Annotated in this window: 23 protein-coding genes, 2 tRNA genes and 2 other RNA genes; 12 read left to right on the forward strand and 15 right to left on the reverse strand. The window is 53.6% G+C overall.

Annotation, left to right across the window (positions count from 1 at the left end; translation table 11 throughout):
* Positions 1-56: 56 nt before the first annotated feature.
* From LC417_RS02150 to yeaG, 3 genes are all read right to left on the reverse strand, one after another.
* A complete protein-coding gene (locus tag LC417_RS02150; protein ID WP_132498747.1) occupies positions 57-1,784 on the reverse strand; it encodes a potassium/proton antiporter in 1,728 nt (575 codons plus the stop codon).
* 248 nt (positions 1,785-2,032) lie between these two features.
* A complete protein-coding gene (locus LC417_RS02155; protein WP_010260603.1) occupies positions 2,033-3,307 on the reverse strand; it encodes a YeaH/YhbH family protein in 1,275 nt (424 codons plus the stop codon).
* A gap of 89 nt (positions 3,308-3,396) precedes the next feature.
* Positions 3,397-5,331, reverse strand: a complete 1,935-nt coding sequence (gene yeaG, locus LC417_RS02160) for a protein kinase YeaG (protein ID WP_010260606.1) — start codon at positions 5,329-5,331, stop codon at positions 3,397-3,399.
* Positions 5,332-5,751: 420 nt separating this feature from the next.
* Between yeaG and LC417_RS02165 the strand changes: the two genes are divergently transcribed.
* Positions 5,752-6,501 (forward strand): MipA/OmpV family protein, encoded by a 750-nt coding sequence (locus LC417_RS02165; RefSeq protein WP_033757868.1) that lies wholly within the window; start codon positions 5,752-5,754, stop codon positions 6,499-6,501.
* A gap of 72 nt (positions 6,502-6,573) precedes the next feature.
* Positions 6,574-7,425, forward strand: coding sequence for an aldo/keto reductase (locus LC417_RS02170; RefSeq protein ID WP_010670271.1), 852 nt, complete (start codon positions 6,574-6,576; stop codon positions 7,423-7,425).
* On the opposite strand, the gene LC417_RS02175 is transcribed toward LC417_RS02170, so the two are convergent.
* Both LC417_RS02175 and gapA read right to left on the reverse strand, forming a co-directional pair.
* Positions 7,422-8,321, reverse strand: coding sequence for a D-hexose-6-phosphate mutarotase (locus LC417_RS02175; protein ID WP_223565400.1), 900 nt, complete (start codon positions 8,319-8,321; stop codon positions 7,422-7,424). The genes LC417_RS02170 and LC417_RS02175 overlap by 4 nt on opposite strands.
* Positions 8,322-8,395: 74 nt before the next feature.
* Positions 8,396-9,394, reverse strand: a complete 999-nt coding sequence (gene gapA / locus LC417_RS02180) for a glyceraldehyde-3-phosphate dehydrogenase (RefSeq protein WP_003852747.1) — start codon at positions 9,392-9,394, stop codon at positions 8,396-8,398.
* A 341-nt stretch (positions 9,395-9,735) separates the two neighbouring features.
* Between gapA and msrB the strand changes: the two genes are divergently transcribed.
* Together msrB and LC417_RS02190 are read left to right on the forward strand one after the other, a co-directional pair.
* A complete protein-coding gene (msrB, locus tag LC417_RS02185) occupies positions 9,736-10,146 on the forward strand; it encodes a peptide-methionine (R)-S-oxide reductase MsrB (protein WP_010670269.1) in 411 nt (136 codons plus the stop codon).
* A 5-nt stretch (positions 10,147-10,151) separates the two neighbouring features.
* On the forward strand, positions 10,152-10,433 hold the full coding sequence (locus tag LC417_RS02190; RefSeq protein ID WP_003852750.1) for a YeaC family protein: 282 nt from the start codon (positions 10,152-10,154) through the stop codon (positions 10,431-10,433).
* 30 nt (positions 10,434-10,463) lie between these two features.
* On the opposite strand, the gene pncA is transcribed toward LC417_RS02190, so the two are convergent.
* The 3 genes from pncA to sppA form a co-directional block, all read right to left on the reverse strand.
* Positions 10,464-11,072 carry a bifunctional nicotinamidase/pyrazinamidase gene (pncA, locus tag LC417_RS02195; RefSeq protein ID WP_010260626.1) on the reverse strand — a complete coding sequence of 203 codons (609 nt, stop codon included), beginning with the start codon at positions 11,070-11,072 and terminating at the stop codon, positions 10,464-10,466.
* A 16-nt stretch (positions 11,073-11,088) separates the two neighbouring features.
* Positions 11,089-12,102 carry an asparaginase gene (gene ansA / locus LC417_RS02200; RefSeq protein WP_089414136.1) on the reverse strand — a complete coding sequence of 338 codons (1,014 nt, stop codon included), beginning with the start codon at positions 12,100-12,102 and terminating at the stop codon, positions 11,089-11,091.
* A gap of 85 nt (positions 12,103-12,187) precedes the next feature.
* Complete coding sequence (gene sppA / locus LC417_RS02205) at positions 12,188-14,050, reverse strand: signal peptide peptidase SppA (protein WP_223565401.1); 1,863 nt, start codon at positions 14,048-14,050, stop codon at positions 12,188-12,190.
* A 173-nt stretch (positions 14,051-14,223) separates the two neighbouring features.
* On the opposite strand from sppA, the gene LC417_RS02210 reads away from it, so the two are divergent.
* The 3 genes from LC417_RS02210 to LC417_RS02220 all read left to right on the forward strand — a co-directional run bounded on the left by LC417_RS02210 (position 14,224) and on the right by LC417_RS02220 (position 17,197).
* Positions 14,224-14,775 carry an NAD(P)H nitroreductase gene (locus LC417_RS02210; protein WP_031592757.1) on the forward strand — a complete coding sequence of 184 codons (552 nt, stop codon included), beginning with the start codon at positions 14,224-14,226 and terminating at the stop codon, positions 14,773-14,775.
* Between the two features lie 197 nt (positions 14,776-14,972).
* The gene (locus LC417_RS02215; protein WP_033779068.1) at positions 14,973-16,889 is read left to right on the forward strand and encodes a DNA topoisomerase III; all 1,917 of its coding nucleotides are present in this window, start codon (positions 14,973-14,975) and stop codon (positions 16,887-16,889) included.
* Positions 16,886-17,197 carry a DUF1496 domain-containing protein gene (locus LC417_RS02220; RefSeq protein ID WP_060680340.1) on the forward strand — a complete coding sequence of 104 codons (312 nt, stop codon included), beginning with the start codon at positions 16,886-16,888 and terminating at the stop codon, positions 17,195-17,197. The genes LC417_RS02215 and LC417_RS02220 overlap by 4 nt, the downstream gene beginning before the upstream one ends.
* A gap of 33 nt (positions 17,198-17,230) precedes the next feature.
* Here LC417_RS02220 and xthA read toward each other — a convergent pair whose 3' ends face one another.
* The 7 genes from xthA to LC417_RS02255 all read right to left on the reverse strand — a co-directional run bounded on the left by xthA (position 17,231) and on the right by LC417_RS02255 (position 20,247).
* Entirely contained in the window at positions 17,231-18,037 is an 807-nt protein-coding gene (xthA, locus tag LC417_RS02225; protein ID WP_010260640.1) for an exodeoxyribonuclease III, read from the reverse strand.
* 159 nt (positions 18,038-18,196) lie between these two features.
* A non-coding RNA gene (locus LC417_RS02230) (RtT sRNA) lies at positions 18,197-18,324 on the reverse strand.
* Between the two features lie 41 nt (positions 18,325-18,365).
* Positions 18,366-18,493: non-coding RNA, RtT sRNA (locus tag LC417_RS02235), on the reverse strand.
* Positions 18,494-18,534: 41 nt separating this feature from the next.
* A tRNA-Tyr gene (locus LC417_RS02240) sits at positions 18,535-18,619 on the reverse strand.
* Between the two features lie 38 nt (positions 18,620-18,657).
* Positions 18,658-18,742 (reverse strand) — tRNA-Tyr (locus LC417_RS02245).
* Between the two features lie 144 nt (positions 18,743-18,886).
* On the reverse strand, positions 18,887-19,735 hold the full coding sequence (purU, locus tag LC417_RS02250) for a formyltetrahydrofolate deformylase (RefSeq protein WP_003852258.1): 849 nt from the start codon (positions 19,733-19,735) through the stop codon (positions 18,887-18,889).
* 56 nt (positions 19,736-19,791) lie between these two features.
* Entirely contained in the window at positions 19,792-20,247 is a 456-nt protein-coding gene (locus LC417_RS02255; RefSeq protein WP_033771935.1) for a YchJ family protein, read from the reverse strand.
* A gap of 96 nt (positions 20,248-20,343) precedes the next feature.
* Between LC417_RS02255 and rssA the strand changes: the two genes are divergently transcribed.
* The 5 genes from rssA (at position 20,344) to LC417_RS02280 (ending at position 25,852) form a co-directional block, all read left to right on the forward strand.
* On the forward strand, positions 20,344-21,249 hold the full coding sequence (gene rssA, locus LC417_RS02260) for a patatin-like phospholipase RssA (protein ID WP_010244341.1): 906 nt from the start codon (positions 20,344-20,346) through the stop codon (positions 21,247-21,249).
* Between the two features lie 99 nt (positions 21,250-21,348).
* Entirely contained in the window at positions 21,349-22,365 is a 1,017-nt protein-coding gene (rssB, locus tag LC417_RS02265) for a two-component system response regulator RssB (RefSeq protein ID WP_010244345.1), read from the forward strand.
* Between the two features lie 193 nt (positions 22,366-22,558).
* On the forward strand, positions 22,559-23,467 hold the full coding sequence (gene galU, locus LC417_RS02270; RefSeq protein ID WP_008925296.1) for a UTP--glucose-1-phosphate uridylyltransferase GalU: 909 nt from the start codon (positions 22,559-22,561) through the stop codon (positions 23,465-23,467).
* A gap of 22 nt (positions 23,468-23,489) precedes the next feature.
* Positions 23,490-24,830: a UDP-glucose/GDP-mannose dehydrogenase family protein gene (locus tag LC417_RS02275; protein ID WP_031593141.1), complete on the forward strand. Its 1,341-nt coding sequence runs from the start codon at positions 23,490-23,492 to the stop codon at positions 24,828-24,830.
* A 14-nt stretch (positions 24,831-24,844) separates the two neighbouring features.
* Positions 24,845-25,852 (forward strand): NAD-dependent epimerase, encoded by a 1,008-nt coding sequence (locus tag LC417_RS02280; protein WP_010244357.1) that lies wholly within the window; start codon positions 24,845-24,847, stop codon positions 25,850-25,852.
* Positions 25,853-25,875: the final 23 nt, after the last annotated feature.

The following is a 25,875-nucleotide window of genomic DNA, read 5'->3' on the forward strand; positions in this document are numbered from 1 at the left end:
CATAGAATTTTAAGCTTAGCGTATCGACAGAAAATAACGTGGCTGAATGATTAGGATTATTCCTTCTCTTCAGCCGGACGGACACCAATCTTCACAATACGGTTATCCTCTTTCTCCGCGACGGTCCACGTCAGCTGATTCCACTCAACCTGGTCACCAACCACCGGCGCGCCGCCCAGCATACTCAGCACCAGTTGTCCCAGCGACTGCTGATCGTTGGTGTTCTCATCCAGTTCCAGTCCGTAAATCTGCGCAATATCGCGCAGGCGAGCTTCAGCATCCAGAATAAAGTCACCAAAGAAACGCTGGTCCAGGGAAACCGGCGGCGACTGGCTGAACATCTTACCCAGCGCCGGCAGATCGCGCTCACGGCCAATCACGCAGATGACGTCGTTCTCCCTGAGCCGCGTTCCATCATTCGGATGCATCAGCACATTGTCACGGAACAGGGCGGCGATGCGGGTCTCACGCGGCATCTGCAGGTCACGCAGTGCGGCGCCGACGCACCACTTGTCAGCGCTGAGCTGGTAGACAAACTGCTCCCACGGATTTTCGGGGTGAATATCCAGGCCGATACGGCTGATAGGCGATGCGGTAGGAGGCACCACCACTTTGGCTTTTTTCGCTGCAAAGCCCAGCGAGGTGCCCTGCAACATCAGAGAGACCAGCACCACAAAGAAGGCGATATTAAAATAGAGCGACGCGTTTTCTAATCCGGCCATCATCGGGAAGACCGCAAGGATAATCGGCACCGCGCCGCGTAAACCGACCCAGCTGATAAAGACGCGTTCGCGGGTGGTAAAACTGCGAAACGGCAGCAGACCAATAAACACCGACAGTGGGCGCGCCACCAGAATCAGCCACAGTGAGAGGATCATCGCCGGAACTGCGATATGCCACAAATCAGACGGGGTTACCAGCAGTCCCAGCACGATGAACATGCCAATCTGACTCAGCCACGCCATGCCGTCAAAGGTCTGCAGAATGCCGTGACGGTTGCGAATCGGCCTGTTGCCCAGTAAAAAGCCGCACAGATAGACCGCCAGGATGCCGCTGCCCTCTAATACCGTCGTCAGGGCGAACACCAGAATGCCGCCACTCAACGCCAGCAGCGGATAGAGCCCACCGGCCAGACTGATACGGTTAATCAGCTGCTGCAGCGCCCAGCCGCCGCCCAGGCCCAGCACGATACCCAGACCAAACTGCTGCACCAGATGCACCAGGAACATCCAGTCAAGGCCGCTGCGGCCCTGTTCGATCATCTCAATCAGCGTAATGGTCAGGAACACCGCCATCGGATCGTTACTGCCCGATTCAATCTCCAGCGTGGAGCTGACGCGCTCATTCAGGCCTTTGTCACCCAGCAGTGAGAAGACGGCGGCGGCATCCGTGGAGCCGATAATCGCGCCAATCAGGAAGCCCTGCATCATATCCAGGTTAAACAACCAGGCAGCGACCACACCGGTTAAGCCTGCGGTAATCATGACCCCGACGGTTGCCAGCGACAGCGCTGGCCCCAGGGCGACTTTAAATGAGCTGGCTTTGGTCCGCATGCCGCCATCCAGCAGGATAATCGCCAGCGCCAGGTTCGAGATTAAGTAAGCCGCCGGATAGTTATCAAAGGCGATGCCGCCGATACCATCAACTCCGGTCAGCATGCCGAGAGCGAGGAAGATCACCAGAATGGGGATACCCAGTCTGGACGAGAAAGAGCTGAGCAGAATGCTCGATGCGACCAGCACGGAACCGATAATAAACAGACTGTAGACAATAGTGTGGTTCAAACCCGATCTCCTGAGATATGACAGTGCGGTGCAGCGACTGGTGACAAATATCCATGCTATCTCTGAAAGATAATGTTTTATCAAGGAGTTGTCATTGTGAAAATGATCATTATACGAATTGCTTAACAGCGTATGGAATCAGATTAATGTGAAGAATGAGGGGGTTGGCAGGCAAGCGGCAGAAAACAGACTGTTTTAGCAGGTTATTCGGAAGATAAAAAAAGCCGGCGATGAGCCGGCTTAGTGCATCAGGCTTCCGTTGCCTGTTTATGGAACAGCGATCGGAACACCGGATAGATATCTTCCGGCTCACGTATGTGTTCGATAGCAAAGTTATCGAACGTCGACTGCAGATGCTCATACTCGCGCCACAGCGTCTGATGCGCACGGCGGGTAATCTCGATATAACTGTAATAACGCACCACCGGCAGAATATGCTTCGCCAGGATCTCGTGACAGAGCGGTGAATCGTCGGCCCAGTTATCGCCATCTGACGCCTGCGCAGCATAGATATTCCACTGCGCCGGGTCATAGCGCTCTTTCACCACCTCATCCATGAGTTTCAGCGCACTCGAAACGATGGTGCCACCGGTCTCCTGGGAGTAGAAGAACTCCTGTTCATCCACCTCTTTGGCCTGCGTGTGATGACGAATATAAACCACATCGACATTCTTGTAGGTGCGGCTCAGGAACAGGTAAAGCAGGATATAGAAGCGTTTCGCCATATCCTTGGTGGCCTGATCCATGGATCCGGATACATCCATCAGACAGAACATCACTGCCTGGCTGGAAGGCTCCGGCCGTTTCTCAAAGTTTTTGTAGCGCAGGTCGAAGGTGTCGATAAAAGGCACCCGTTCGATACGCGCCCGCAACTCGGCGATCTCTTTGCGCAGCCGCTCCTCCTCCAGAAGCTGAGCCGGTTCAGAGTTCTCAATCTCCAGCAGCGTTTCTTCCAGTTCGTGCAGCATCCGGCGTTTACCCGCCGTCATCGCCGTACGACGCGCCAGCGAGTTCTGCAGCGAACGTACGACGCTGATATTGGCAGGCACACCGTTGGAGGTGAAGCCGGCACGGTGGGTCTTATACTCATTCAACTGGCGATGCTGGTTCCGGCGCAGGTTAGGCAGGGCGAGATCTTCAAACAGCAGGTCCAGATACTCATCTTTCGATATCTGAAAGACAAACTCATCCTGACCTTCACCATCCTGACTGGCATTGCCCTGGCCACTGCCTCCACCGCCGCCACCCTGCGGTCGCTCGACCCGGTCATTCTGCACAAAATGGTCGTTGCCCGGATGGACCCGATGGCGGTTGCCGCCGCGTCCCTGATGGAAAATCGGCTCATTGATGTCGTCAATCGGGATAGAGACAGACTCACCGCTGCTTACATCGGTCACCGAGCGTTTATTGATGGCCTCGGAGATCGACTGCTTAATTTGCGACTTATAACGGCGCAAGAAGCGCTGGCGGTTTACCGCGCTCTTGTTTTTGCCGTTGAGTCGGCGATCGATGAAATAGGCCATGGTATTCCCCCAAACTACATTGTAAGCAGGCCGGGCGAACCCGACCTCGTCAGACCGGTATCACTTACCGGCAAGCTTACAGACTCTTATCAGGACGATTTACGCACACGCAAATACCATTCACACAGCAGGCGAACCTGTTTGCGGGTATAGCCTTTTTCCATCATGCGATCGACAAAGTCATCATGTTTTTTCTGCTCATCGGTGGAGGTCTTGGTATTAAACGAAATCACCGGCAGCAGCTCTTCCGTGTTCGAGAACATTTTCTTCTCGATCACGGTGCGTAATTTCTCGTAACTGGTCCAGTTCGGGTTGCGACCGTTATTGTGTGCCCTGGCGCGCAGCACGAAATTGACGATCTCATTACGGAAATCTTTCGGGTTACTGATGCCAGCGGGCTTCTCGATTTTTTCCAGTTCCGCGTTGAGCGATTCACGATCAAACAGCTGTCCGGTATCGGGATCGCGATACTCCTGATCCTGAATCCAGAAATCGGCATAGGTCACATAGCGGTCAAAGATGTTCTGACCATACTCAGAGTAAGACTCCAGATAGGCGGTCTGAATCTCTTTGCCGATAAACTCAGCATATTTGGGGATCAGATAGCCTTTGAGGTGCTCAAGGTATTTCTCAGCCTGATCCTGCGGGAACTGTTCGCGCTCAATCTGCTGCTCCAGCACGTAGAACAGATGCACCGGGTTGGCCGCCACTTCGGCGTGGTCAAAGTTAAATACCCGCGACAGAATCTTAAAGGCAAAGCGGGTTGAAAGGCCGTTCATCCCCTCATCCACACCGGCGTAATCATGATACTCCTGCCATGACTTCGCCTTAGGGTCGGTATCTTTCAGGCTTTCACCATCGTAGACCCGCATTTTGGAATAGATGCTGGAGTTATCCGGATCCTTGAGACGTGACAGGATAGAGAAGCGTGCCAGCGTTTCCAGCGTACCCGGTGCGCAGGGCGAGGTCGCCAGCTCACTGTGATTAAGTAACTTGTCGTAGATTTTGATCTCTTCAGAGACCCGCAGGCAGTAGGGCACCTTGACGATATAGACACGGTCAAGGAATGCCTCATTATTCTTGTTATTACGGAACGTCACCCACTCTGATTCGTTGGAGTGCGCCAGAATAATGCCGTTAAACGGCAGCGCCGAAATCCCCTCGGTGCCGTTGTAGTTCCCTTCCTGCGTCGCCGTCAGTAAGGGGTGCAGCACCTTGATAGGCGCTTTGAACATCTCAACGAATTCCATGATGCCCTGGTTCGCACGGCAGAGTGCGCCGGAGTAACCGTAAGCATCAGGATCGTTTTGCGCGTGGTTTTCCAGTTTACGGATATCCACTTTACCGACCAGCGCAGAGATATCCTGGTTGTTCTCATCACCCGGTTCAGTTTTGGCAATCGCCAGCTGTTCCAGGATTGACGGCCAGACTTTCACCACTTTGAAACGCGAGATATCGCCGCCAAAGTCGTGCAGTCGCTTAGCGGCCCACGGCGACATGATCGTGCCGAGATAACGGCGCGGCACGCCATACTCTTTTTCGAGAATATGCGCATCTTCCTGCGGGTTAAACAGGCAGAGAGGGTGGTCATTAACCGGGCTGCGTTCCCCGTCGGCGCTCAGTACATAGATGGGTACCCGCTGCATCAGCGACTTAAGCCGTTCCGCCAGTGAGGATTTACCGCCACCTACCGGCCCAAGTAAATAGAGGATCTGTTTCTTCTCTTCCAGTCCCTGAGCGGCATGTTTCAGGTAGGAGACGATCTGTTCAATCGCTTCCTCCATGCCGTAAAACTCCTCGAACGCCGGATAGCGTCCCATCACACGGTTGGAGAATATTCTGGAAAGGCGTGGCTCCTGAGCAGTATCGACCATTACCGGCTCTCCGATAGCCATTAACAGTCGCTCTGCAGCGTTGGCGTATGCACTGCGATCCTGCTTACAGATAGCAAGAAATTCCTGCAGTGTGAACTCTTCGTCCTTGGCAGCTTCATAACGCTGACGATAGTGATCGAATATATTCATAGCGATGCCCGTCCTTTCGTTTTTAGCACAGGTAAGGAGCGTAATTAGAGGCTTATAGCAGCTCCCGGAAGATATTCTCTGTTGAGTACAGCAACCCTTATGCCAACCTGATCTTTCTTATCGGGATACACAACTTTTGTGGTTACTCTGCTCGTACAAAATGTCTGCTGTTACTTCTAACTGTAGATGGCTTCTAGGAAATTTCCTCCACGGGTTTGGGTTAATGAGGGGAAGATCAACTGTACAGCGGGTCTGTTGTGAGATGCGTTCTTATGGGTGATGCTTTAACTTAACGTGTTTTTAACCTTTAATGCCACTTTCATCGATCAGTCACTTAAAGGATTTCGATATAAGTTAATCCAGCCGTGAAAAAACGTTAGACTTCCTGTTTGATTGTTATATTTGTGGAATGAATAAATTGTGAACCAATTCAAATTTAAGACGCTTGTTGCACTTCTGCCCTGTTATTTACTGGCCACGCACGCGAATGCCGCACCGCTTTCCATTGGCGCATCGGTGATCTATGCCGAATCACCTTATCGCGGCGGCCAGGACCGGTATATCCCGCTTCCGGTTATCAATTATGAGGGTGAAGACTTCTGGTTCCGCAGCCTGCAGGGCGGCTACTACCTGTGGAAAGATCCTCAGAACCAGCTGTCACTAACGCTGTTGGGTTCACCGCAGGAGTACAAACCCAGCGACAACGACCTGGGCGACATGAAAGGGCTGGATAAACGCCGCATGACGCTGATGGGTGGCGCAACCTATCGTCACACTGCTGACTGGGGGATTGTCCGTACCTCATTGCTGGGAGATGTGCTCAATAACAGCAATGGGATGATCTGGGACCTGACATACCTCTATCGCTTCCAGATGGGTGACTTCAGCCTGACGCCGGGCATCGGGGCCACGTGGAACAGCGCCAATCAAAACCGTTATTACTATGGGGTATCCGGGCATGAAAGCGCCCGTACCGGCATCAGCCGTTACAATCCGGATGATAGCTGGTCACCTTATGTGGAACTGAGCGCCAGCTATCAGATTGCGCCACAGTGGAATGCCAGCGTCATGGGACGTTACGTCCGCTTCGACAGCGAAATCAAAGACAGCCCGATGATTGATAAAAGCGGGCAGGCGTTAATCTGGACGGGTGTCAGCTATACCTTCTGATAACGCACCAAAAGAGGGCATTTATTGCCCTCTGTTCTTTTACAGGGCCTCAAAATGGGGCGGGAGAGCAGAATGCGTAACACGATTAACTTTGCCGGTTTTGGCGATCTGCCGGTGATCGGTCAGGGCACCTGGTATATGGGTGAAAACCCGGCGCAGCGTGCTGATGAAGTCGCTGCATTGCAGGCGGGTCTTGAGTGCGGCTTGCAGCTTATCGATACCGCTGAAATGTATGCAGATGGCGGAGCCGAAGAGGTGGTCGGGCAGGCACTGCTGGGCCGTCGCGACCGGGCGCTGCTGGTCTCCAAAGTTTATCCGTGGAACGCGGGCGAAGTGGATGCCATTGCAGCCTGTGAGCGCAGCCTGCGCCGTCTGCAAACCGATTATCTCGATCTCTACCTGTTGCACTGGCGCGGCAATATTCCGCTGGAAGAGACACTGCGCGCCATGGAACGCCTGCAGCAGCAGGGCAAAATTCGTCACTGGGGCGTATCGAATTTTGACACCGATGATATGGCCGAACTGTGGGATGAAGAGAAGGGCGAGGCCTGCGCGACCAATCAGGTGCTCTATCATCTGGCTTCACGCGGCATTGAATTTGATCTGCTGCCGGCATGTCAGCAGCGTGGCGTACCGGTCATGGCCTACTGTCCGCTGGCCCAGGCCGGACGGCTACGTGACTCACTCTTCACCGATCCGCAGCTGACTCAGATTGCACAGCAGAAGGGCATCAGCGTGGCGCAATTACTGCTGGCCTGGGTGATTCGTCAGCCAGGGGTGATTGCCATTCCTAAAGCCAGTTCCGTGGCCCACGTTCAGGAAAATGCGGCGGCGCTGGAGGTGGAACTGACCGATGAGGATTTGCAGCTCATCGATCGCGCCTGGCCAGCGCCACAGCATAAATTGCCGCTGGATATTGTTTAGCCGTTAACGTTATCGCTGGCTGCGGCTCTCTTTTTGAGGCGGAACGTCGTGGCCAGTCGTGCCGGTTTCTCTCCCGCGCTGCGTAACGGTTTGCTGATACGCGCCGTCTCCACACAGACCATGGTCTTATAGCCCTCATTCGCCATATCCGTCATGCTGCAGGAGAGTTCCACACCCGGATTCCACGTGACAACGTCACTATGATGATGGTGGTACACCTCGATCTGCCGCTCACCCGCGGTATCATTAATCACTGAGCAATCTTCTGCTGCGGTAAAGATACGGTCGATGCGTCCAGGATAACGCTGTTTGCCGTCGCTGCTGGCCACCTCGCCGTTGTTGACTTTGTCGATATAGCTATTGCCCAGACCCGAGACTTCCACACCGTTGATGTCGCTGACGGTAAAGTAGCTGTGCAGAGCCGCCGTCGCTTCAAAGTCACCATAGGCTTCCAGCTCAATCTCACAATGCTGGCCCAGCCGGAAGCGGGCAATCAGGGTGAATTCATGCGGCCAGAGCTTCAGCGTCTGAGGGTTGCTCTCCAGCACCAGCGTCAGCATGACGCCCTCTTCATTTTCATCATGCGCCGTGAGCTTCCACGGCTGAACCCGCGCAAAGCCGTGTGCCGGTTCGCCCGCCGGGCCGAACCACGGCCAGCAGATCGGAACGCCGCCACGAATCGCCTTACCCGGTGCAAAGAGACTCTTATCACTCAGCCAGAGTACCGGCTTTTCGCCGCTGGGTTGCCAGGCGATGAGGTGCGCGCCCTGAAGCGTAATGGCTGCCCGCACTTTAGGGTGACTCACAACAATGGCGGGGAGTTCACCTATCTGGCGCTGGGTGAGGTAAGGGGAGATCTGCGTGACCACCGGCAGAGAAAACAGTTTATCTTGCATGTTCGATTCCTTCCTGAGCGGATCAAAAAAAGGGCGACCGAAGTCGCCCTTATTCTCAATGATGTCTGGCTGCCTTATTTAGCAGAAACCAGTGCAATCAGGTCGAGAACTTTGTTTGAGTAGCCAGTTTCGTTGTCGTACCAGGAAACCAGTTTCACAAAGTTGTCGTTCAGCGCGATACCGGCTTTAGCGTCAAACACTGAAGTCAGGATTTCGCCGTTGAAGTCGGTAGAAACCACGTCATCTTCAACGTAGCCCAGAACGTCTTTCATCTCACCTTCTGCAGCCGCTTTAATTGCAGCACAGATTTCTTTGTAAGAAGCCGCTTTTTCCAGACGCACGGTCAGGTCAACAACGGAAACGTTAGGGGTTGGTACGCGGAATGCCATACCGGTCAGTTTGCCGTTCAGCTCTGGCAGAACTTTACCAACGGCTTTAGCTGCGCCAGTTGATGAAGGAATGATGTTCTGCGATGCGCCGCGGCCGCCGCGCCAGTCTTTATGAGACGGGCCATCAACGGTTTTCTGGGTAGCAGTGGTGGCGTGAACGGTCGTCATCAGACCTTCAACGATGCCAAACTTGTCGTTGATCACTTTTGCCAGCGGTGCCAGGCAGTTAGTGGTACAGGATGCGTTAGACACGATATCCTGGCCATCATATTTGTCGAAGTTTGCACCACGAACAAACATTGGGGTGTCATCTTTAGATGGACCGGTCAGAACGACTTTCTTAGCACCTGCGGTGATGTGTTTACGCGCGGTTTCGTCGGTCAGGAAGATACCGGTTGCTTCAGCAACAACGTCAACGCCCACTTCATCCCACTTCAGGTTGGCCGGATCACGTTCAGCGGTAACACGGATTTTTTTACCGTTAACCACCAGTGCGCCATCCTGAACTTCTACTGTGCCGTCGAAACGACCGTGAGTAGAGTCATACTTCAGCATGTACGCCATGTAATCCGCGTCCAGCAGGTCGTTGATAGCAACGATTTCGATGTCAGAACGCTTTTGAGCAGCACGGAAAACGATGCGACCGATACGGCCGAAACCGTTGATACCTACTTTGATAGTCATATATTCCACCAGCTATTGGTTAGTGAATAAAAGGTTGCCTGTAAAATTACAAAAACCTTACCAGGCGTCAAGCGGAATCGTGTCAATTGTTGCGACAAATCAATTCGCCTGAAAGGAATTATTCGATGCGCAACCGCTTGCGCGCCGCCAATGATATCGCGCTTCATTGAATCAATCGCCGAATATATAGGGATGCTCCGGATAAAAGGTGATCGATGTCACAAATCCGCTTAGCAGAGAGCAGGCTGAAAGGGTGAGCACAAAAAAAGACCCGGGTTATGTTGATCATTTGTTAGAATAATAGTCGAATTTTTCAGAATGGCACTGCCCGGAATCCTAAAATGGCTAAAGACACCGCACCCGAAGCAAAAATTGCACAGTTGACTGAAATGCAACGCTACGTCACTCAGCAACGCGGAACGGAACCGCCTTACAGCGGCGCACTGCTGCACAACAAGCAGGAAGGGATCTACCACTGTTTGATCTGTGAGGCGCCACTTTTTCTCTCTGAAACGAAGTATGACTCTGGCTGTGGCTGGCCCAGTTTCTACCAGCCGGTCAGTGATGATGCGATTCGCTATATTGAAGATGATTCACACGGCATGCAGCGTATTGAGATCCGCTGTGGCAGTTGCGATGCGCACCTGGGACATGTCTTCCCTGACGGCCCGCAGCCGACCGGTGAACGCTATTGTGTTAACTCCGCCTCGCTGAATTTCACCGACGAGCAGGGCGAACAGACCAAAGGGTAATGGCGATGAAGGAACAGCTTGAAGCAATGCTTGCATCGATGACGCCTGAAGTCTATCAGCGTCTTGCCACGGCGGTTGAGATTGGTAAATGGCCGGATGGCGTGGCACTGACCCAGGAGCAGCGCGACAATTGCCTGCAGCTGGTCATGATGTGGCAGGCGCGGCACAACGACGCGCCCCAGCACATGACCATCGGCAAAGGTGGCGAAATGGTGATGAAGTCGAAAAAAGAGCTCAAAGAAGAGTTTGGAATTGACCCTGACGTGACCCGCATCCATCTGCATTAAAAAAAAAGCTGGCGTCATGCCAGCTCCATTTTAAATCAGAATCGCGCCCTGAGCGGTCATCTGGGCAAAGGCAATTTCGCTGTCCTCGGGATTCAGATTGACGCCCCGGCAGCCCTCTTTAACCACCTCAACGTGATAACCCAGCTCCAGCGCATCCAGCACGCTATATTTGACGCAGTAATCTGTCGCCAGCCCCAGCATCACCAGATGGGTGATCCCACGCTCACGCAGCCAGCTGTCCAGCTCAGTCTTACGGCGATGGCCATTGTCAAAAAAGGCGCTATAGCTGTCGACATCCTGATCCTGGCCCTTATGGAACGTCGCATCGAACAGTGAGCGATCGAGACCCGGATGAAAATCAGCGCCAGTCGAGCCCTGAATGCCGTGATCGGGCCACCAGATCTGGGCCAGACCATTTAACTCGCCCAGCGTGTAGACCGGCTCGCCGGAAACCGAGGCAAAGCTGCCGTGATCGGCCGGATGCCAGTCCTGCAGCGCCAGTACGCATTCACCGTTTTCACGGAACAGTCGCGCATAACGATTCGCCACCTCGACCGTATGGTCGCCCTCATGGACTGCCATCGGGCCGCCGGGGCAAAAATCGTTCTGAATATCAATAATGATGAGTGCCCGCTTCATTACATATCGCTCCGTTTCAGTCTTCAGTCAGTTCGCCGCGCAAATTCTGCTGCATTCTGGCTCGGATTTGATCGGCCGAAAGATCCTGGCTGAGTAAAAAGTGTAGCTTTGTCAGCGCCGCTTCCACGGTGAGGTCAAATCCGCTGATGACACCAGCATGTTCCAGCGCATTGCCGGTAGCGTATCCGCCCATATTCACTTTGCCGGAAATACACTGGGTGAGGTTTACCACCACGATGCCACGCTCGCTGGCCTGCTGCAATTCTGCCAGAAAATCCTTGTTCTGCGGTGCATTACCCACACCATAGGAGCGCAGGATCAATGCTTTGACTGGCTGACGCAGAAAGTTACGTACAACGTCGGCTGAAATGCCGGGATAGATGGTGACCACGCCAATGGGCTGAGGCGTAATGGTGTGAACCTTCAGTTCGCCCTGACCGGCTGGGGCTGGCGGTGTATTGAGGCGACGAATATGAATGCCCGCTTCCAGCAGCGCAGAGAGGTTGGGCGAAGCAAAGGCGTTGAAGCCGTCTGCATGTGCCTTGGTGGTCCGGTTACCGCGATAGAGCGTGTTATTGAAAAACAGCGACACTTCGCTGATCGGATAGTTGGCCGCCACATAGAGCGAATTTAAGAGATTCTGCTGACCATCTGAACGTAATTCCGCTAACGGAATCTGCGAGCCCGTGACGATAACCGGCTTGGCCAGATTTTCCAGCATAAAGGAGAGTGCTGAGGCGGTAAATGCCATGGTGTCAGTGCCATGCAGGATGACAAAACCATCATAGCGATCGTAGTTCTGACGGATATCTTCTGCGATAGACTGCCAGTCCTGCGGGGTCATGTCGGAAGAGTCGATCAGTGGCTGATACTCATGAATAGTGAAATCAGGCATCTCAGGGCGGTGGAACTCCGGCATGTTAGCCAGCTGTTGCTGCAGGTGTCCCGATACCGGAATATAACCCTGCGCCGAACGCTGCATACCGATCGTCCCGCCAGTGTAGGCTACGTAGATGTTTTTCTTTTGCATTAGAGAACTCAGACTCGCCATAAAACGCGCAGTATAAGGGGAATAGCGGGGAAAAGCAGCCCGACCAGCGGCCGGGCTGCGAGGTTTATCGCACTTCGCCGCAGTTCAGGCAGAATGCATAACGGTTCTGAGGATCGTTCTGCTTGTCGAACAGACCAGGCTGGGCTTTCATAGCACTCATCACATCCAGCATCGGTGCTGGCAGCCAGGCTGTCAGCGTATCAGGCAGGACAGCCTGCACCGACGCGTTCATCTGGCTCAGCATCATATCCAGGAAGCTCGGGTCATCCTGATACCAGCTCAGCTGCGGATTACTGACTTTCGCCAGCTCGCCCGCCTTCTTCACGGCATCATCGAAGTCACCCAGCGCATCAACCAGACCATTGGCTTTCGCATCGCTGCCGGTCCAGACGTGGCCCTGTGCAATGGCATCAATCTGCTCTGGCGTTTTATGACGTGACTTCGCCACCAGACCGACAAAGTTGCGGTAGCCATTTTCGATGGTCAGCTGCATCAGCTGCTGAACTTCTGTTGGCAGCGCTTTGGTGGTTGAGATATCCGCCAGCGGTGAGGTCGCAACACCGTCGGTGTGCACGCCAATACTGTCCAGGCTGTTCTCCAGCGTATTGATCACGCCGAAGATGCCAATCGAGCCAGTCAGCGTGCTGGGGTTCGCCACAATGTAGCTGGCAGGCGTTGAGATCCAGTAACCGCCGGACGCCGCCATGCCTCCCATCGAGACCACAATCGGCTTACCGGCCGCCTGCGCTGCCGCCAGCTCTTCACGAATCGCTTCCGAGGCGGTGACGCTGCCACCCGGGCTGTTCACCCGCAGAATAATCGCTTTGATTTTCGGATCGAGACGCGCATCGCGGATCTGCGCCGCCGTCGTGTCGCCACCGACGTTGCCCGGCGTCTCTTCACCATCCATGATGGCACCGCTGGCCATGACTACCGCGATGTTGCCATCCTGCTGCGTGGAGGTGGTTTTCACGCTGTAGTCATAGATGCTGACGCTACGGTAATCGTTGCTCTGCTTATCCAGACCAAAGGTTTTTACCAGCTCCTGATCGGCTGCCGCACGTGAACCCAGGGCATCGACCAGCTTGTTATCCAGCGCATATTGCGCGGTATCGCCTTTAACGGCGTTTAACCCGGCAATAATCGCAGCAGCACCGGGGAAGAGTTGCTCCGGCGTAATCTGGCGGTTCGCTGCCACGGTGTTCAGGTAGTTCTGCCACAGTTGACCGACCCAGCGGCTGTCAGCATCCCGTGCGGCAGGGGACATGTCGTCACGCAGGAAGGGCTCAACCGCTGATTTGTAGGTCCCGACACGGAAGACGTGTGAGGTGACTTTCAGCTTCTCCAGCAAGGTTTTGTAATAGAGTCCGTTAGTAGCGAAACCATGCAGATCTACGGTGCCCTGTGGTGACAGATAGATTTTGGTGGCGTAGCTGGCAAGGTAATACTGCGCCTGGCTGTAGCTGTCGCCGAGCGCATAAATCGGCTTGCCGCTGTCGCGGAATTCGCGCAGCGCTTTACCCACATATTGCAGTGAAGGCTGATCGCCACCGGCAAATTCGCGTAAATCGAGCACCATGCCTTTAATGTTGCTGTCATCTTTTGCCTGACGAATAGCGTCGACCACATCAAACAGCGAATTTTCCTGTAAGCGATCACTGCTGGCACCCAGCAGCTGGCGGCCAATTTTGCTCAGACGATTGCTTACCGACGGTTTATCCACCAGCACGCCGCTGAGATCCACTTTCAGTGCGCCTTGCTGAATCGGCGCTGAACTGCCGCCCGACCCGCTGACCTGCAGCCAGATCCCTACACCCACCACAATCAACAAAATCAGGAAAATATTCAGAATAAATTCCCTGATAAAATTCAGTACCCGCCAGCTCCAGCGGAACAGACCTGCAATTATTCGCCACAATGTGCGCATCAGACTCTCCATAAATATGTAGCAGGAAGTGGCCGCCGCGCGGACCAGACTTCCCCGACGAGCTCATCCTAAAGAGCGGCGTGTTAAAAGTCAGCAGGAAATCACTGCGCACTGTTACAAAAAATCTGCCTGTGCCAGGATAACTGCAACATTACAGAGATCGGGAGAGAAACATGGACGCACTGGAATTACTGGTCAACCGACGTTCGGCCTCACGCCTGACTGAGCCGGCACCTGCGGGTGACGCACTGGAAAATATCCTGCGGGCTGGCATGCGCGCCCCGGATCACGGCACGCTGCAACCCTGGCGCTTTATCATTGTGGAAAATGAGGGGCGCGACCGTCTGAGCCAGCTGCTGGAGCAGGCAGCACGCGATAAACAGCTGGATGAAAAGGCGATTAACAAAGCGAGCCAGTCACCGTTTCGCGCACCGATGATCATTACGGTGGTGGCACATTGTGAAGAGCACCACAAAGTGCCGCGCTGGGAGCAGATCGCCTCGGCAAGCTGTGCAGTGATGGCCATGCAGATGGCGGCCGTCGCTCAGGGTTACAACGGTATCTGGCGCAGTGGTCCCTGGACCGATGACGAGCAGGTACGCCAGGGGTTTGGCTGCCGCGAACAGGATGCCATCGTCGGCTTTCTCTATCTGGGCACCCCGCAACTGAAATCCAGCACCACGGTGCTCCCACCTGACACGGCGCCTTTCGTTCGTTACTTCTGACTACAATGCTTGTCCGGTTCAGGCAGGGTGCATTTCAGCCCTGCTTTTTGCACGGTTCCTGTGCGAACGATCGCTAACGCCGCGCTTCACACTTACGCCAGCGGGCCTGCCAGGCTAACATAGCCCCAGTATTCAAACCGACAGCGGACAACCGGTTATCACTGCGTTCCCCCTGATGTTAAGGATTACCTGATTCAATGCGTTTGTTTATTGCGGAAAAACCGAGCCTGGGGCGTGCTATCGCAGATGTGCTGCCGAAACCGCATCGACGCGGTGATGGATTCATCGCCTGCGGCAACGATCAGATCGTCACCTGGTGTGTAGGCCATCTTCTGGAGCAGGCGCAACCCGACAGTTATGACAGCCGTTATGCGCGCTGGTCGCTGGCGGATTTACCCATCATTCCGGAAAAATGGCAGCTAAAACCGCGTCCCTCGGTCGCTAAGCAGCTGAAAGTGGTTGAGGGCTTGCTGGCGCAGGCGAATGAAGTGGTGCATGCCGGTGACCCGGATCGGGAAGGGCAGTTGCTGGTGGATGAGGTGCTCGACTACCTGAACCTGCCGGCTGAAAAACGCAGCAAGGTGCAGCGCTGTCTGATTAACGATCTCAATCCTCAGGCGGTGGACCGGGCAGTGAACCGCCTGCGTGAAAATCGCGAGTTTATTCCGTTGTGCGTCTCGGCGCTGGCCCGCGCCCGGGCGGACTGGCTCTATGGCATTAACATGACCCGCGCCTGGACGCTGCTGGGACGCAATGCAGGCTATGATGGCGTACTGTCGGTTGGCCGGGTGCAGACGCCGGTGCTTGGGCTGGTGGTCCGGCGCGATGAAGAGATCGAGAACTTCGTGCCGAAAGATTACTTCGAAGTGAAAGCGCACATCCTTACGCCTGACGGCGCCCGATTTATCGCCAGCTGGATCCCCAGTGAAGCCTGTGAACCGTGGCAGGATGAAGAGGGCCGCCTGCTCAAACGCGCACTGGCCGAGCATGTGGTGGCGCGTATTTCGGGCCAGCCGGCGATCGTCACTGCTTACAGTGATAAGCGCGAAAATGAGGTGGCGCCGCTGCCCTTTTCCTTATCCAGCCTGCAGATCGAGGCCGCTAAACGTTACGGGCTGAGTGCGCAGACGGTGCTGGATACCTGCCAGCGGCTTTACGAAACCCACAAACTGATTACCTATCCCCGTTCGGACAGCCGCTATCTGCCTGAAGAGCATTTTGCCGGTCGTCATGCGGTGTTAAAGGCGATACAGGCGCATCAGTCACAGCTGACCCCACCGGCAGATTTCGATGCCGATCGCAGAAATCGTTGCTGGGATGATAAAAAAGTGGATGCCCACCACGCCATTATTCCAACGGCCCGTGCCAGCGCGGTGAAACTCAGTGAAAACGAGCAGCATATCTATGAACTGGTGGCGCGCCAGTATCTGATGCAGTTCTGCCCGGATGCGGTATTCCGCAAATGTGTCATCGATCTCGATATTGCCGGCGGAAAATTCGTGGCGAAAGCGCGCTTCCTGGCGGAAGCGGGGTGGCGTGCGCTGCTGGGCAACAAAGAGCGTGATGAAGAGAACGACGGCATGCCGTTGCCGGTGGTAGCGAAAGGGGATGAGCTGCTGTGTGAGCGCGGAGAGGTGCTGGCGAAGCAAACCCAGCCGCCACGCCCGTTTACCGATGCCACCATTCTTTCTGCAATGACCGGCATTGCCCGTTTCGTTCAGGATAAAGAATTAAAGAAAGTGCTGCGTGCGACCGATGGTTTAGGAACGGAAGCCACACGCGCCGGCATTATCGAATTACTGTTTCGTCGTGGCTTCCTGGTGAAGAAGGGCCGTTATATCAATTCTACGGATGCCGGACGCGCCCTGATTCACTCCCTGCCCGATCTGGCAGCACGCCCGGATATGACGGCGCAGTGGGAATCGACACTGACGCGTATCAGCGAAAAGGCCTGCCGCTATGATGAGTTCATGCAGCCGCTGGTGCAAACCTTAACTGGTCTGATCCAGCAGGCGCGACAGCAGCCTGCGGCGCATGCATTTCGGGGATTACCGTCCACCGGACAGAAACGTCCGGTGCGCAAAACCAGGCGTAAAGTGAAGGAGACGGAATGAGGCGTTATTCAGTATTACTGGTCGTGGCCCTGTTGCTGGCGACCAGCGTGGCGCAGGCCAACAGTCGTTATCAGTCGATGCCACAGCAGGGCAGCAACGGTGGCAACACCGATGTCGTGGTGGATATGCCACCCGAGGCATGGACACAGGCAGAGAGACGTCAGCCAGACTGTCTCCGCTGCTGTATCTTTGAGAACCGTAACTACACGGAAGGCGCGGTGGTGAAATCAGAGGGGGTGTTGCTGCAATGTACCCGTGATGAACACTCCATCGGCACCAATAACCTGATCTGGAAAATAGTGAAATAGCCGTCGCGTGGCGCTCTGCCACGCGACCCTCAGTTAAAAGCGGAAGGTTGACCAGATGGGTGCGTGGTCAGATGGTTTTTCCATGCCCCGGATCTCATAATCAATGCCGGTCTCAACGCAGTGCGACGCCAGGGTTTTGCTCGCCAGCACCAGATCGATGCGTAACCCGCGATTATCATCAAACCCTTTCGAACGGTAATCAAACCAGGAGAAGCGATCCGCCACCTCCGGATTGTGCTCACGCCAGGTATCAACCAGTCCCCAGCCCAGCAGGCGGTCCATCCACTCGCGTTCTTCCGGCAGGAAGGAGCATTTGCCGGTGCGCAGCCAGCGCTTGCGGCTCTCCTCACCAATACCAATATCCCGATCGGTGCTGCTGATATTCATGTCGCCCATAATCAGAACCGGCTTATCAGCAGGCAGATCCTCGGTCAGCAGACGTTGCAGATCGCGATAGAATTTCTCTTTAGCCGGAAACTTGGTGGGATGGTCGCGGCTTTCGCCCTGCGGAAAATAGCCGTTAATTACCGTGATGTCGCCAATCGGGCTGGGAAGCTCCGCGATGATCAGGCGGCGCTGGGATTCTTCGTCATCACCCGGGAAACCCCGGCTCACTGACACTGGCTCAGCTTTGGTTAACAGGGCAACACCGTAGTGACCTTTCTGTCCATGATAGAAGACGTGATAGCCGAGCTTTGACACCTCTTCCAGCGGGAACATGTCGTCATGGACCTTGGTTTCCTGCAGACCGATAACATCGGGCTGATGCTGTTCGACAAGTGCCTGAAGCTGATGCGGGCGGGCACGCAACCCATTGATGTTAAATGAAACAAATTTCATGAGATCGACCATTGTTCAGAAATGTCAGGCGGAGATGGTAGCGATTTTTGCTGAAAAAGTCATGGCGGAACAGGCTGAGATTGTGTGAAAGCGGGCAGGAGTGTGGGGGCGAACAGGAAGCTTAGGTATTATTTTGGGGATGATGTGCAACATACGAGATGGTGGTGGGAGAAGGATTATTCGGCGCGTTGCGCCTCACCCTGCGGGCCGCGCTGAAGCGCGTTGTCTCGCGATGCTCGACCCGAACCTTAATCGAAGGTTCTCATCCCTCTCCCCGCAGAACAGGAAGCTTAGGTATTATTTTTGGGATGGTGTGCAACATGCGAGATGGTGGTGGGAGAAGGATTATTCGGCGCGTTGCGCCTCACCCTGCGGGCCGCGCTGAAGCGCGTTGTCTCGCGATGCTCGACCCGAACCTTAATCGAAGGTTCTCATCCCTCTCCCCGCAGAACAGGAAGCTTAGGTATTATTTTGGGGATGGTGTGCAACATACGAGATGGTGGTGGGAGAAGGATTCGAACCTTCGAAGTCTGTGACGGCAGATTTACAGTCTGCTCCCTTTGGCCGCTCGGGAATCCCACCTGGGATAGTGATGTGGCTTAAGATGATTCAGATTCAGATGGTGGTGGGAGAAGGATTCGAACCTTCGAAGTCTGTGACGGCAGATTTACAGTCTGCTCCCTTTGGCCGCTCGGGAATCCCACCATGGCCTGAATCTTTCTCTCTTAAAGCGGGGCGCATCATACCAAATGCGATAAGGGTGTAAAGCGCCCACTGGCAAAACCGCAACTGTTTGCCCACTTTTTACGCGTAGCGCTGAATCTGCAGACAATTCAGCGCACTGGCTGATTAAAGAATAATCGTGCGGTTGCCGTAAACAAACACGCGTTGCCCCAGCACTTTATACAGTGCGTTGCTCAGGACATTCTTTTCTACGTCGCGACCGGCGCGCATCATCTCATCGGCGGTGTAGCTGTGATCAACGTTTATCACATCCTGCATGATGATTGGGCCTTCATCGAGATTGTCGTTCACATAGTGCGCGGTGGCACCGATGATCTTCACGCCACGTTCATAAGCCTGATGATAGGGACGGGCACCGATAAAGGCGGGCAGGAAGGAGTGGTGAATATTGATAATCTGGTTCGGATAACGCTGCACAAAGGCGGGCGTCAGGACGCGCATATATTTCGCCAGCACCACGTAATCGGGCTGATAGCGGTCAATCTCTTCCACCATGCGGTTATCGTGCTCTTCCCGCGTCAGTCCCTCATGGCTCACCAGCACAAAGGGAATGTCAAAACGCTCAACCAGCGAACGCAGGGTGTCGTGGTTACCCACTACCGCCGCAATTTCCATATCCAGGCCGCCAAACGCGCTCTTCATTAACAGATCGCCCAGGCAATGCGCCTCTTTAGTGACCAGAATCACCACGCGGCGACGACCGGCGCTGTGCAGTTCCCGGACTGAACCCTGGGGCAGGGCGCTGTCGAGGTCGGCGAGCAGGGTGTTGTCGTTGAAGATCCCTTCCAGTTCGGTACGCATGAAAAAACGCCCGGTGCGATGATCAACAAACTCATTGTTCTGCACGATATTAAGTTCGTGCTTGTAACAAATATTGGTGATTTTGGCGATCAGACCTTTTGCATCGGGACAAATGGTTCGTAAAACTTTTCTTTGCATGGTTTGCGCTTGCATCTCAATCAGAGTCCTGTCAAAGCATTAGGGGTAAAACCGCTGGGGTAGCCGTCAGCTTAACCACAACATTTTTTGTATTTTTTTTCACTGCCGCACGGGCAGCGATCGTTACGCCCCACGGGCGGTGCTGTACCGTCAACATAGTACCAGCGTTGATCCTCGCGAAGAAAGCGTGAACATTCATGAATGGCCTGAATGTTGGTTTTCTCGCGGTATCGCGCAAAAAAGGTAACGAAAGCTTCGTTCTCATGGCTTCCATGATTACAACGGGTTACATTCAGGCTGAGCCAGTCGGTTCCTGGAAAACTTTCAGATAAAAGCCCTGACAGCGCCGGATCACGCTTCTCAGGATGCCAGGTCGCAACCAGATAGTCCGCATTATGCTGCACATAAGCGCAATAACGGGATCGCATAAGTTGTTCAGCTGTAACAGGAATCTGGTTACCCTGAAGAAAGGGCTCGCAACATACGCTATACTGCTCTCCGCTACAACATGGGCAGGTTTCTGACACATTATCTCCCGGGAATGATGGGTCGGTTTTACAAGCGCGCTATGTTAGCTGACCCCGTGTTGTGATGCTACGTATTGACGGCAGGACCAGACAGAAATGAGAAAGGTAAAAATTGGATTGGCTCTGGGTTCTGGAGCGGCCAAAGGATGGGCGCACATCGGCGTGATCAACGCGCTGGAGCGTGCAGGTATTGAGATCGACGTCGTTGCGGGCTGCTCTGTTGGGGCATTAGTCGGATCTGCCTATGTGAATAACCGCCTGCCGCTGATGGAAAAATGGGTCAGTGCATTTCGCTACTGGGATGTTATTCGCCTGATGGATGTCTCCTGGCAGCGTGGCGGACTGCTGCGCGGTGAGCGGGTCTTTAGCCATGTTCGTCAGCTGATCCCCAATGACACGATAGAGCATTGTCATAAACCCTTTGGCGTGGTGGCGACTAACCTCAGTACCGGTCGTGAACTCTGGCTGACAGAGGGCGATCTGCATCAGGCAGTACGCGCTTCATGCAGTATGCCAGGTTTATTACCGCCGGTGGGCTACAATGGGTATTGGCTGGTGGATGGTGCCGTAGTCAACCCGGTGCCGATTTCACTTACCCGTGCCCTGGGGGCAGACATTGTTATCGCCGTTGACTTGCAGCATGACGCGCATTTAATGCAGCAGGATCTCTTTTCCGTGACACCACAGAATAGCGAAGAAGAAGCCGCCGCAGCGGCATTGAGTTGGGGTGGGAAGCTGCGTCAGCGTCTGGTGAATTTCAGCCAGCGCCGTGCGTCTCAGTCACCTGGCGCGATGGAGATTATGTCCACCTCTATCCAGGTGCTGGAAAATCGCCTGAAGCGGAATCGCATGGCAGGCGATCCGCCCGATGTTTTGATTCAGCCGGTCTGTCCGCAAATTTCGACGCTGGACTTTCATCGTGCTGAGGAAGCCATTGAAGCTGGCAAGGCCGCCGTAGAGAAGAAAATGGATGAATTATTACCACTGGTCCGTGGCAGATAATCAGGTTGTTCATTCAAAGCGGTGACTTCAGCCAATTCTTAAAGGCGCAACTGCGTTTTATGAACCACTATTGAAATATCTGGTACGCAGGGGGAAAGAATGGAAAAACCACTACTCGGCAAAAAGATACTCATTGTCGAAGATGAGGCTGTTTTCCGTTCGTTGCTGGACCAATTTTTGTTATCGATGGGTGCTGTGACGTTACAAGCGGAAGATGGTCTGGAAGCAATTGCACAACTACAACAGCATACTGTCGACCTGATTATCTGCGATCTGGAAATGCCCCGCATGAGCGGCATCCAGTTCGTTGAGCACATTCGTACCCGCGGCAACATCGTGCCGATTTTAATCATCTCAGCAACCGAGAACATGTCGGATATTGCGCATGTATTGCGTCTTGGGGTGCAGGATGTGCTGCTTAAACCACTTAAAAACTTTGAGCGCTTCCGTGAAGCGGTCTATGAGTGTCTCTATCCCTCTATGTTCACTTCGAAAGTGGAAGAGGATGAACAACTGTTCCAGGACTGGGATGCGCTGGTTCGTGATCCTAAAGCGGCTGCCAAGCTGCTCAAGCAACTCCAGCCACCGGTGCAGCAGACTATTGCCAACTGCCGGGTTAACTATCGTCAGCTGACGATGGCTGAGCAGCCTGGGCTGGTGCTTGATATCGCGGCGCTCTCCGACAAAGATCTGGCGTTCTACTGTCTGGACGTGACCCGTGCCGGTGATAATGGCGTGCTGGCAGCATTGCTGCTGCGGGCGCTGTTCAATGGCCTGCTGCAGGAGCAACTGACCGGGCAGAAACAGCGTCTGCCCGAGCTCAATGGGCTGCTCAGACAGGTCAATCTGTTACTGCGCCAGGCGAACCTGAGCGGCCAGTTCCCGTTACTGGTTGGGTACTATCATCGCGGATTGAAGAACTTAATTCTGGTTTCGGCCGGATTGAACGCCACACTCCATGTTCATGCCCATCAGATTCAGCTCAGCAATGGTGTCCCCCTTGGCACTATGGGCAGCACCCATCTTAACCAGATCAGTCAGCGCGCAGAAAACTGGCAATGCCACGTCTGGGGCGCGGGCGGGCGCATTCGGCTGATGCTATCGACGGAAGAATAAGCCGTAAAAACAGAGGAATTCTGGCGCTGAGGACAGGGCCAGAGTTTAGCTTTACAGTTGGGTAATAGTCTTAATTTCGACGGTTTGGTGCCTTCCAGGATAAATCCGTTCGATACTAACTGATATACTCATTTCCGATTTTAAACCGACATATCAAGTATTAACTTGAACGGCCTATAAGAGAGGTATCTTAATGTCTGCCAATAATACCAAAGTAAAAAAAGCGGTAATCCCGGTAGCGGGTTTGGGTACGCGTATGCTCCCGGCTACCAAAGCGATTCCTAAAGAAATGTTACCGCTGGTTGATAAGCCGTTAATCCAGTATGTCGTTAACGAGTGTATCGCTGCTGGCATCAACGAAATTGTGCTGGTAACGCATTCATCAAAAAATGCCATCGAAAACCACTTTGATACCAGCTTCGAACTGGAATCAATGCTGGAAAAACGCGTTAAGCGTCAGCTGCTGGATGAAATCCAGTCAATCTGCCCGCCACACGTCACCATCATGCAGGTTCGTCAGGGCATCGCTAAAGGTCTGGGTCACGCTGTAATGTGTGCACACCCACTGATCGGTGATGAGCCGTTTGCGGTTATCCTGCCAGACGTCATCATCGACGAATATGAATCTAACCCAACCAAAGATAACCTGGCAGAGATGCTGAGCCGTTATGAAGAGTCTGGCCGCAGCCAGATCATGGTTGAGCCGGTTGCCGATGTGACTGCATACGGTGTTGTCGATTGCCAGGGCGCAGAACTGAACCCAGGCGACAGCGCACCAATGGTCGGTGTGGTTGAGAAGCCTAAAGCGTCAGAATCCCCATCAAACCTGGCCGTTGTAGGTCGTTATGTTCTCTCTTCAGAGATCTGGCCACTGCTGGCTAAAACGCCTCCAGGTGCAGGCGGCGAAGTTCAGCTGACTGACTCCATTGCAATGCTGATGGAAAAAGAGACAGTTGAAGCATATCACCTGAAAGGCGTCAGCCATGACTGTGGTAACAAACTGGGCTACATGCAGGCTTTCGTTGAGTACGGTGTTCGTCATCCGGTATTGGGCAAAGATTTTTCTGAATGGCTCGATGGCGCAGTTGGCAACAAAAAGTAATTCATAAACACAGGATAACTCGATGAAAGTCACTGTATTTGGTATCGGCTATGTCGGTCTGGTTCAGGCTGCGGTGTTAGCCGAAGTCGGACATGACGTTCTCTGCATTGATGTCGACGAAAACAAAGTCGAAAATCTGAAAAAAGGCATCATTCCTATTTTCGAACCAGGTTTAACGCCGCTGGTAATGTCCAATTACGAAGCGGGTCGTCTGAAGTTCAGCACTGATGCTGAGATGGGCGTAAACCATGGTGTTATGCAGTTTATTGCAGTTGGTACTCCACCAGATGAAGACGGCTCTGCCGATCTGAAATATGTGACCGCCGTAGCGCGCACCATTGCGCAGCATATGAACGATCACAAAGTGGTTATCGACAAATCAACCGTTCCGGTTGGCACAGCAGACAAAGTTCGTGCGGTAATGACGGAAGCGCTGAAAGCGCGTGACGCCAACATCACTTTTGATGTGGTATCTAACCCGGAATTCCTCAAAGAAGGTGCTGCAGTCAATGACTGTATGCGTCCAGAACGTATCGTTGTCGGTACTGACAACGACGACGTGGTAGAACTGTTACGCGAGCTCTATGAGCCGTTTAACCGTAACCACGATCGTATGATCATGATGGATATCCGCAGCGCAGAGCTGACCAAGTATGCAGCAAACTGCATGCTGGCCACCAAAATCAGCTTTATGAATGAGATGTCTAACCTGGCTGAACGTTTAGGCGCGGATATTGAAAAAGTACGCCAGGGCATCGGTTCCGATCCCCGCATTGGCTACCACTTTATCTATCCTGGCTGTGGTTACGGCGGCTCCTGCTTCCCGAAAGATGTGCAGGCGTTAATCCGTACCGCTGAGTCAATTGGCTATCAGCCACGTCTGTTGCAGGCCGTGGAAGATGTGAATGACAACCAGAAAAACAAACTGCCAACCTTTATCAAACGTCATTTTGGTGACGATCTGAAAGGTAAAACGTTTGCGCTCTGGGGCCTGTCATTTAAGCCGAACACTGACGACATGCGTGAAGCCTCCAGCCGTGTGCTGATGGAAACGCTGTGGGAAGCTGGCGCATCTGTTCAGGCGTTTGACCCTGAAGCGATGGATGAAGCACAGCGTATCTACGGTCACCGCAGCGATCTTAAGCTGATGGGTACCAAAGAAGCAGCACTGCAGGGCGCTGACGGTCTGGTCATCTGTACGGAGTGGCAAAACTTCCGTGCACCTGACTTCGACATCATCAAAAATGCACTGAAAGAAGCCGTGATTTTTGATGGTCGTAACCTGTATGATCCAGAGCGTATCAGCAAACGCGGTTTCGTTTATTATGCAATCGGCCGCGGAGCGTCTATTCAAACTGCATAATTAACGAGGGATTTATGAACTTTCTGGTCACCGGCGCCGCAGGTTTTATTGGTTTTCATGTCAGCCAGCGTCTGCTGGCCGCCGGTCACCAGGTTGTCGGTATCGACAACCTGAATGATTATTACGACGTAAATCTCAAGCATGCCCGTCTCAATTTAATTAAGGCCGATCCTGGTTTTACTTTTATTGAGATGGACCTGGCGGACCGTGACGCAATGGCGTCACTGTTCGATCAGCAAAAATTCCAGCGCGTTATCCATCTTGGTGCTCAGGCTGGTGTCCGGTATTCCATTGAAAATCCTCATGCCTACGCAGACTCCAATCTGACGGGTCACCTCAATATCCTTGAAGGTTGCCGTCATCATAAAATTGAACATCTGCTCTACGCCTCATCCAGTTCAGTCTATGGTCTGAATCGCAAGATGCCGTTCTCAACCGAAGATAGCGTTGATCATCCGGTTTCTTTATATGCAGCGACCAAAAAAGCCAACGAGTTAATGTCACACACTTACTCGCATCTCTATCAGCTGCCGACCACTGGATTGCGCTTCTTTACGGTCTATGGCCCGTGGGGCCGTCCGGATATGGCGTTATTCAAATTCACCCGAGCAATGATTGCCGGTGAGGCGATTGACGTTTATAACCAGGGCCAGATGAAACGCGACTTTACCTATATTGACGATATTGCTGAAGCCATTGTTCGCCTGCAGGATGTTATTCCACAACAGGACGACAACTGGACAGTTGAAACCGGATCGCCGGCAACCAGTTCAGCGCCTTATCGTGTTTATAATATTGGAAACAGTCAGCCTGTCACGTTGATGAACTATATCGAAGCGATTGAAAAAGCCCTGGGCATTACTGCGAAGAAAAATCTGATGCCAATGCAGCCTGGAGATGTACTGGAAACCAGTGCGGATACCGAAGCCTTGTTTAAGGCAATTGGATTCAAACCGCAGACCGGGGTCGAAGAGGGCGTTAAAAACTTTGTGGACTGGTACCGCGACTTTTACCGCGTCTGAGTATCTGATTAAAAGAAAAAAGG

It is taken from the genome of Pantoea sp. OVA07A (genome assembly GCF_019969975.1).
Taxonomy (GTDB): domain Bacteria; phylum Pseudomonadota; class Gammaproteobacteria; order Enterobacterales; family Enterobacteriaceae; genus Pantoea; species Pantoea agglomerans.

Bases quoted from the DNA above. Each gene is read 5' to 3' on its own strand.
- LC417_RS02155 (WP_010260603.1), bottom strand. From the start codon at position 3,307: ATGGCCTATTTCATCGATCGCCGACTCAACGGCAAAAACAAGAGCGCG.
- yeaG (WP_010260606.1), bottom strand. From the start codon at position 5,331: ATGAATATATTCGATCACTATCGTCAGCGTTATGAAGCTGCCAAGGAC.
- LC417_RS02170 (WP_010670271.1), top strand. From the start codon at position 6,574: ATGCGTAACACGATTAACTTTGCCGGTTTTGGCGATCTGCCGGTGATC.
- LC417_RS02175 (WP_223565400.1), bottom strand. From the start codon at position 8,321: ATGCAAGATAAACTGTTTTCTCTGCCGGTGGTCACGCAGATCTCCCCT.
- gapA (WP_003852747.1), bottom strand. From the start codon at position 9,394: ATGACTATCAAAGTAGGTATCAACGGTTTCGGCCGTATCGGTCGCATC.
- msrB (WP_010670269.1), top strand. From the start codon at position 9,736: ATGGCTAAAGACACCGCACCCGAAGCAAAAATTGCACAGTTGACTGAA.
- LC417_RS02190 (WP_003852750.1), top strand. From the start codon at position 10,152: ATGAAGGAACAGCTTGAAGCAATGCTTGCATCGATGACGCCTGAAGTC.
- pncA (WP_010260626.1), bottom strand. From the start codon at position 11,072: ATGAAGCGGGCACTCATCATTATTGATATTCAGAACGATTTTTGCCCC.
- ansA (WP_089414136.1), bottom strand. From the start codon at position 12,102: ATGCAAAAGAAAAACATCTACGTAGCCTACACTGGCGGGACGATCGGT.
- sppA (WP_223565401.1), bottom strand. From the start codon at position 14,050: ATGCGCACATTGTGGCGAATAATTGCAGGTCTGTTCCGCTGGAGCTGG.
- LC417_RS02210 (WP_031592757.1), top strand. From the start codon at position 14,224: ATGGACGCACTGGAATTACTGGTCAACCGACGTTCGGCCTCACGCCTG.
- LC417_RS02215 (WP_033779068.1), top strand. From the start codon at position 14,973: ATGCGTTTGTTTATTGCGGAAAAACCGAGCCTGGGGCGTGCTATCGCA.
- LC417_RS02220 (WP_060680340.1), top strand. From the start codon at position 16,886: ATGAGGCGTTATTCAGTATTACTGGTCGTGGCCCTGTTGCTGGCGACC.
- xthA (WP_010260640.1), bottom strand. From the start codon at position 18,037: ATGAAATTTGTTTCATTTAACATCAATGGGTTGCGTGCCCGCCCGCAT.
- purU (WP_003852258.1), bottom strand. From the start codon at position 19,735: ATGCAAGCGCAAACCATGCAAAGAAAAGTTTTACGAACCATTTGTCCC.
- rssA (WP_010244341.1), top strand. From the start codon at position 20,344: ATGAGAAAGGTAAAAATTGGATTGGCTCTGGGTTCTGGAGCGGCCAAA.
- rssB (WP_010244345.1), top strand. From the start codon at position 21,349: ATGGAAAAACCACTACTCGGCAAAAAGATACTCATTGTCGAAGATGAG.
- galU (WP_008925296.1), top strand. From the start codon at position 22,559: ATGTCTGCCAATAATACCAAAGTAAAAAAAGCGGTAATCCCGGTAGCG.
- LC417_RS02275 (WP_031593141.1), top strand. From the start codon at position 23,490: ATGAAAGTCACTGTATTTGGTATCGGCTATGTCGGTCTGGTTCAGGCT.
- LC417_RS02280 (WP_010244357.1), top strand. From the start codon at position 24,845: ATGAACTTTCTGGTCACCGGCGCCGCAGGTTTTATTGGTTTTCATGTC.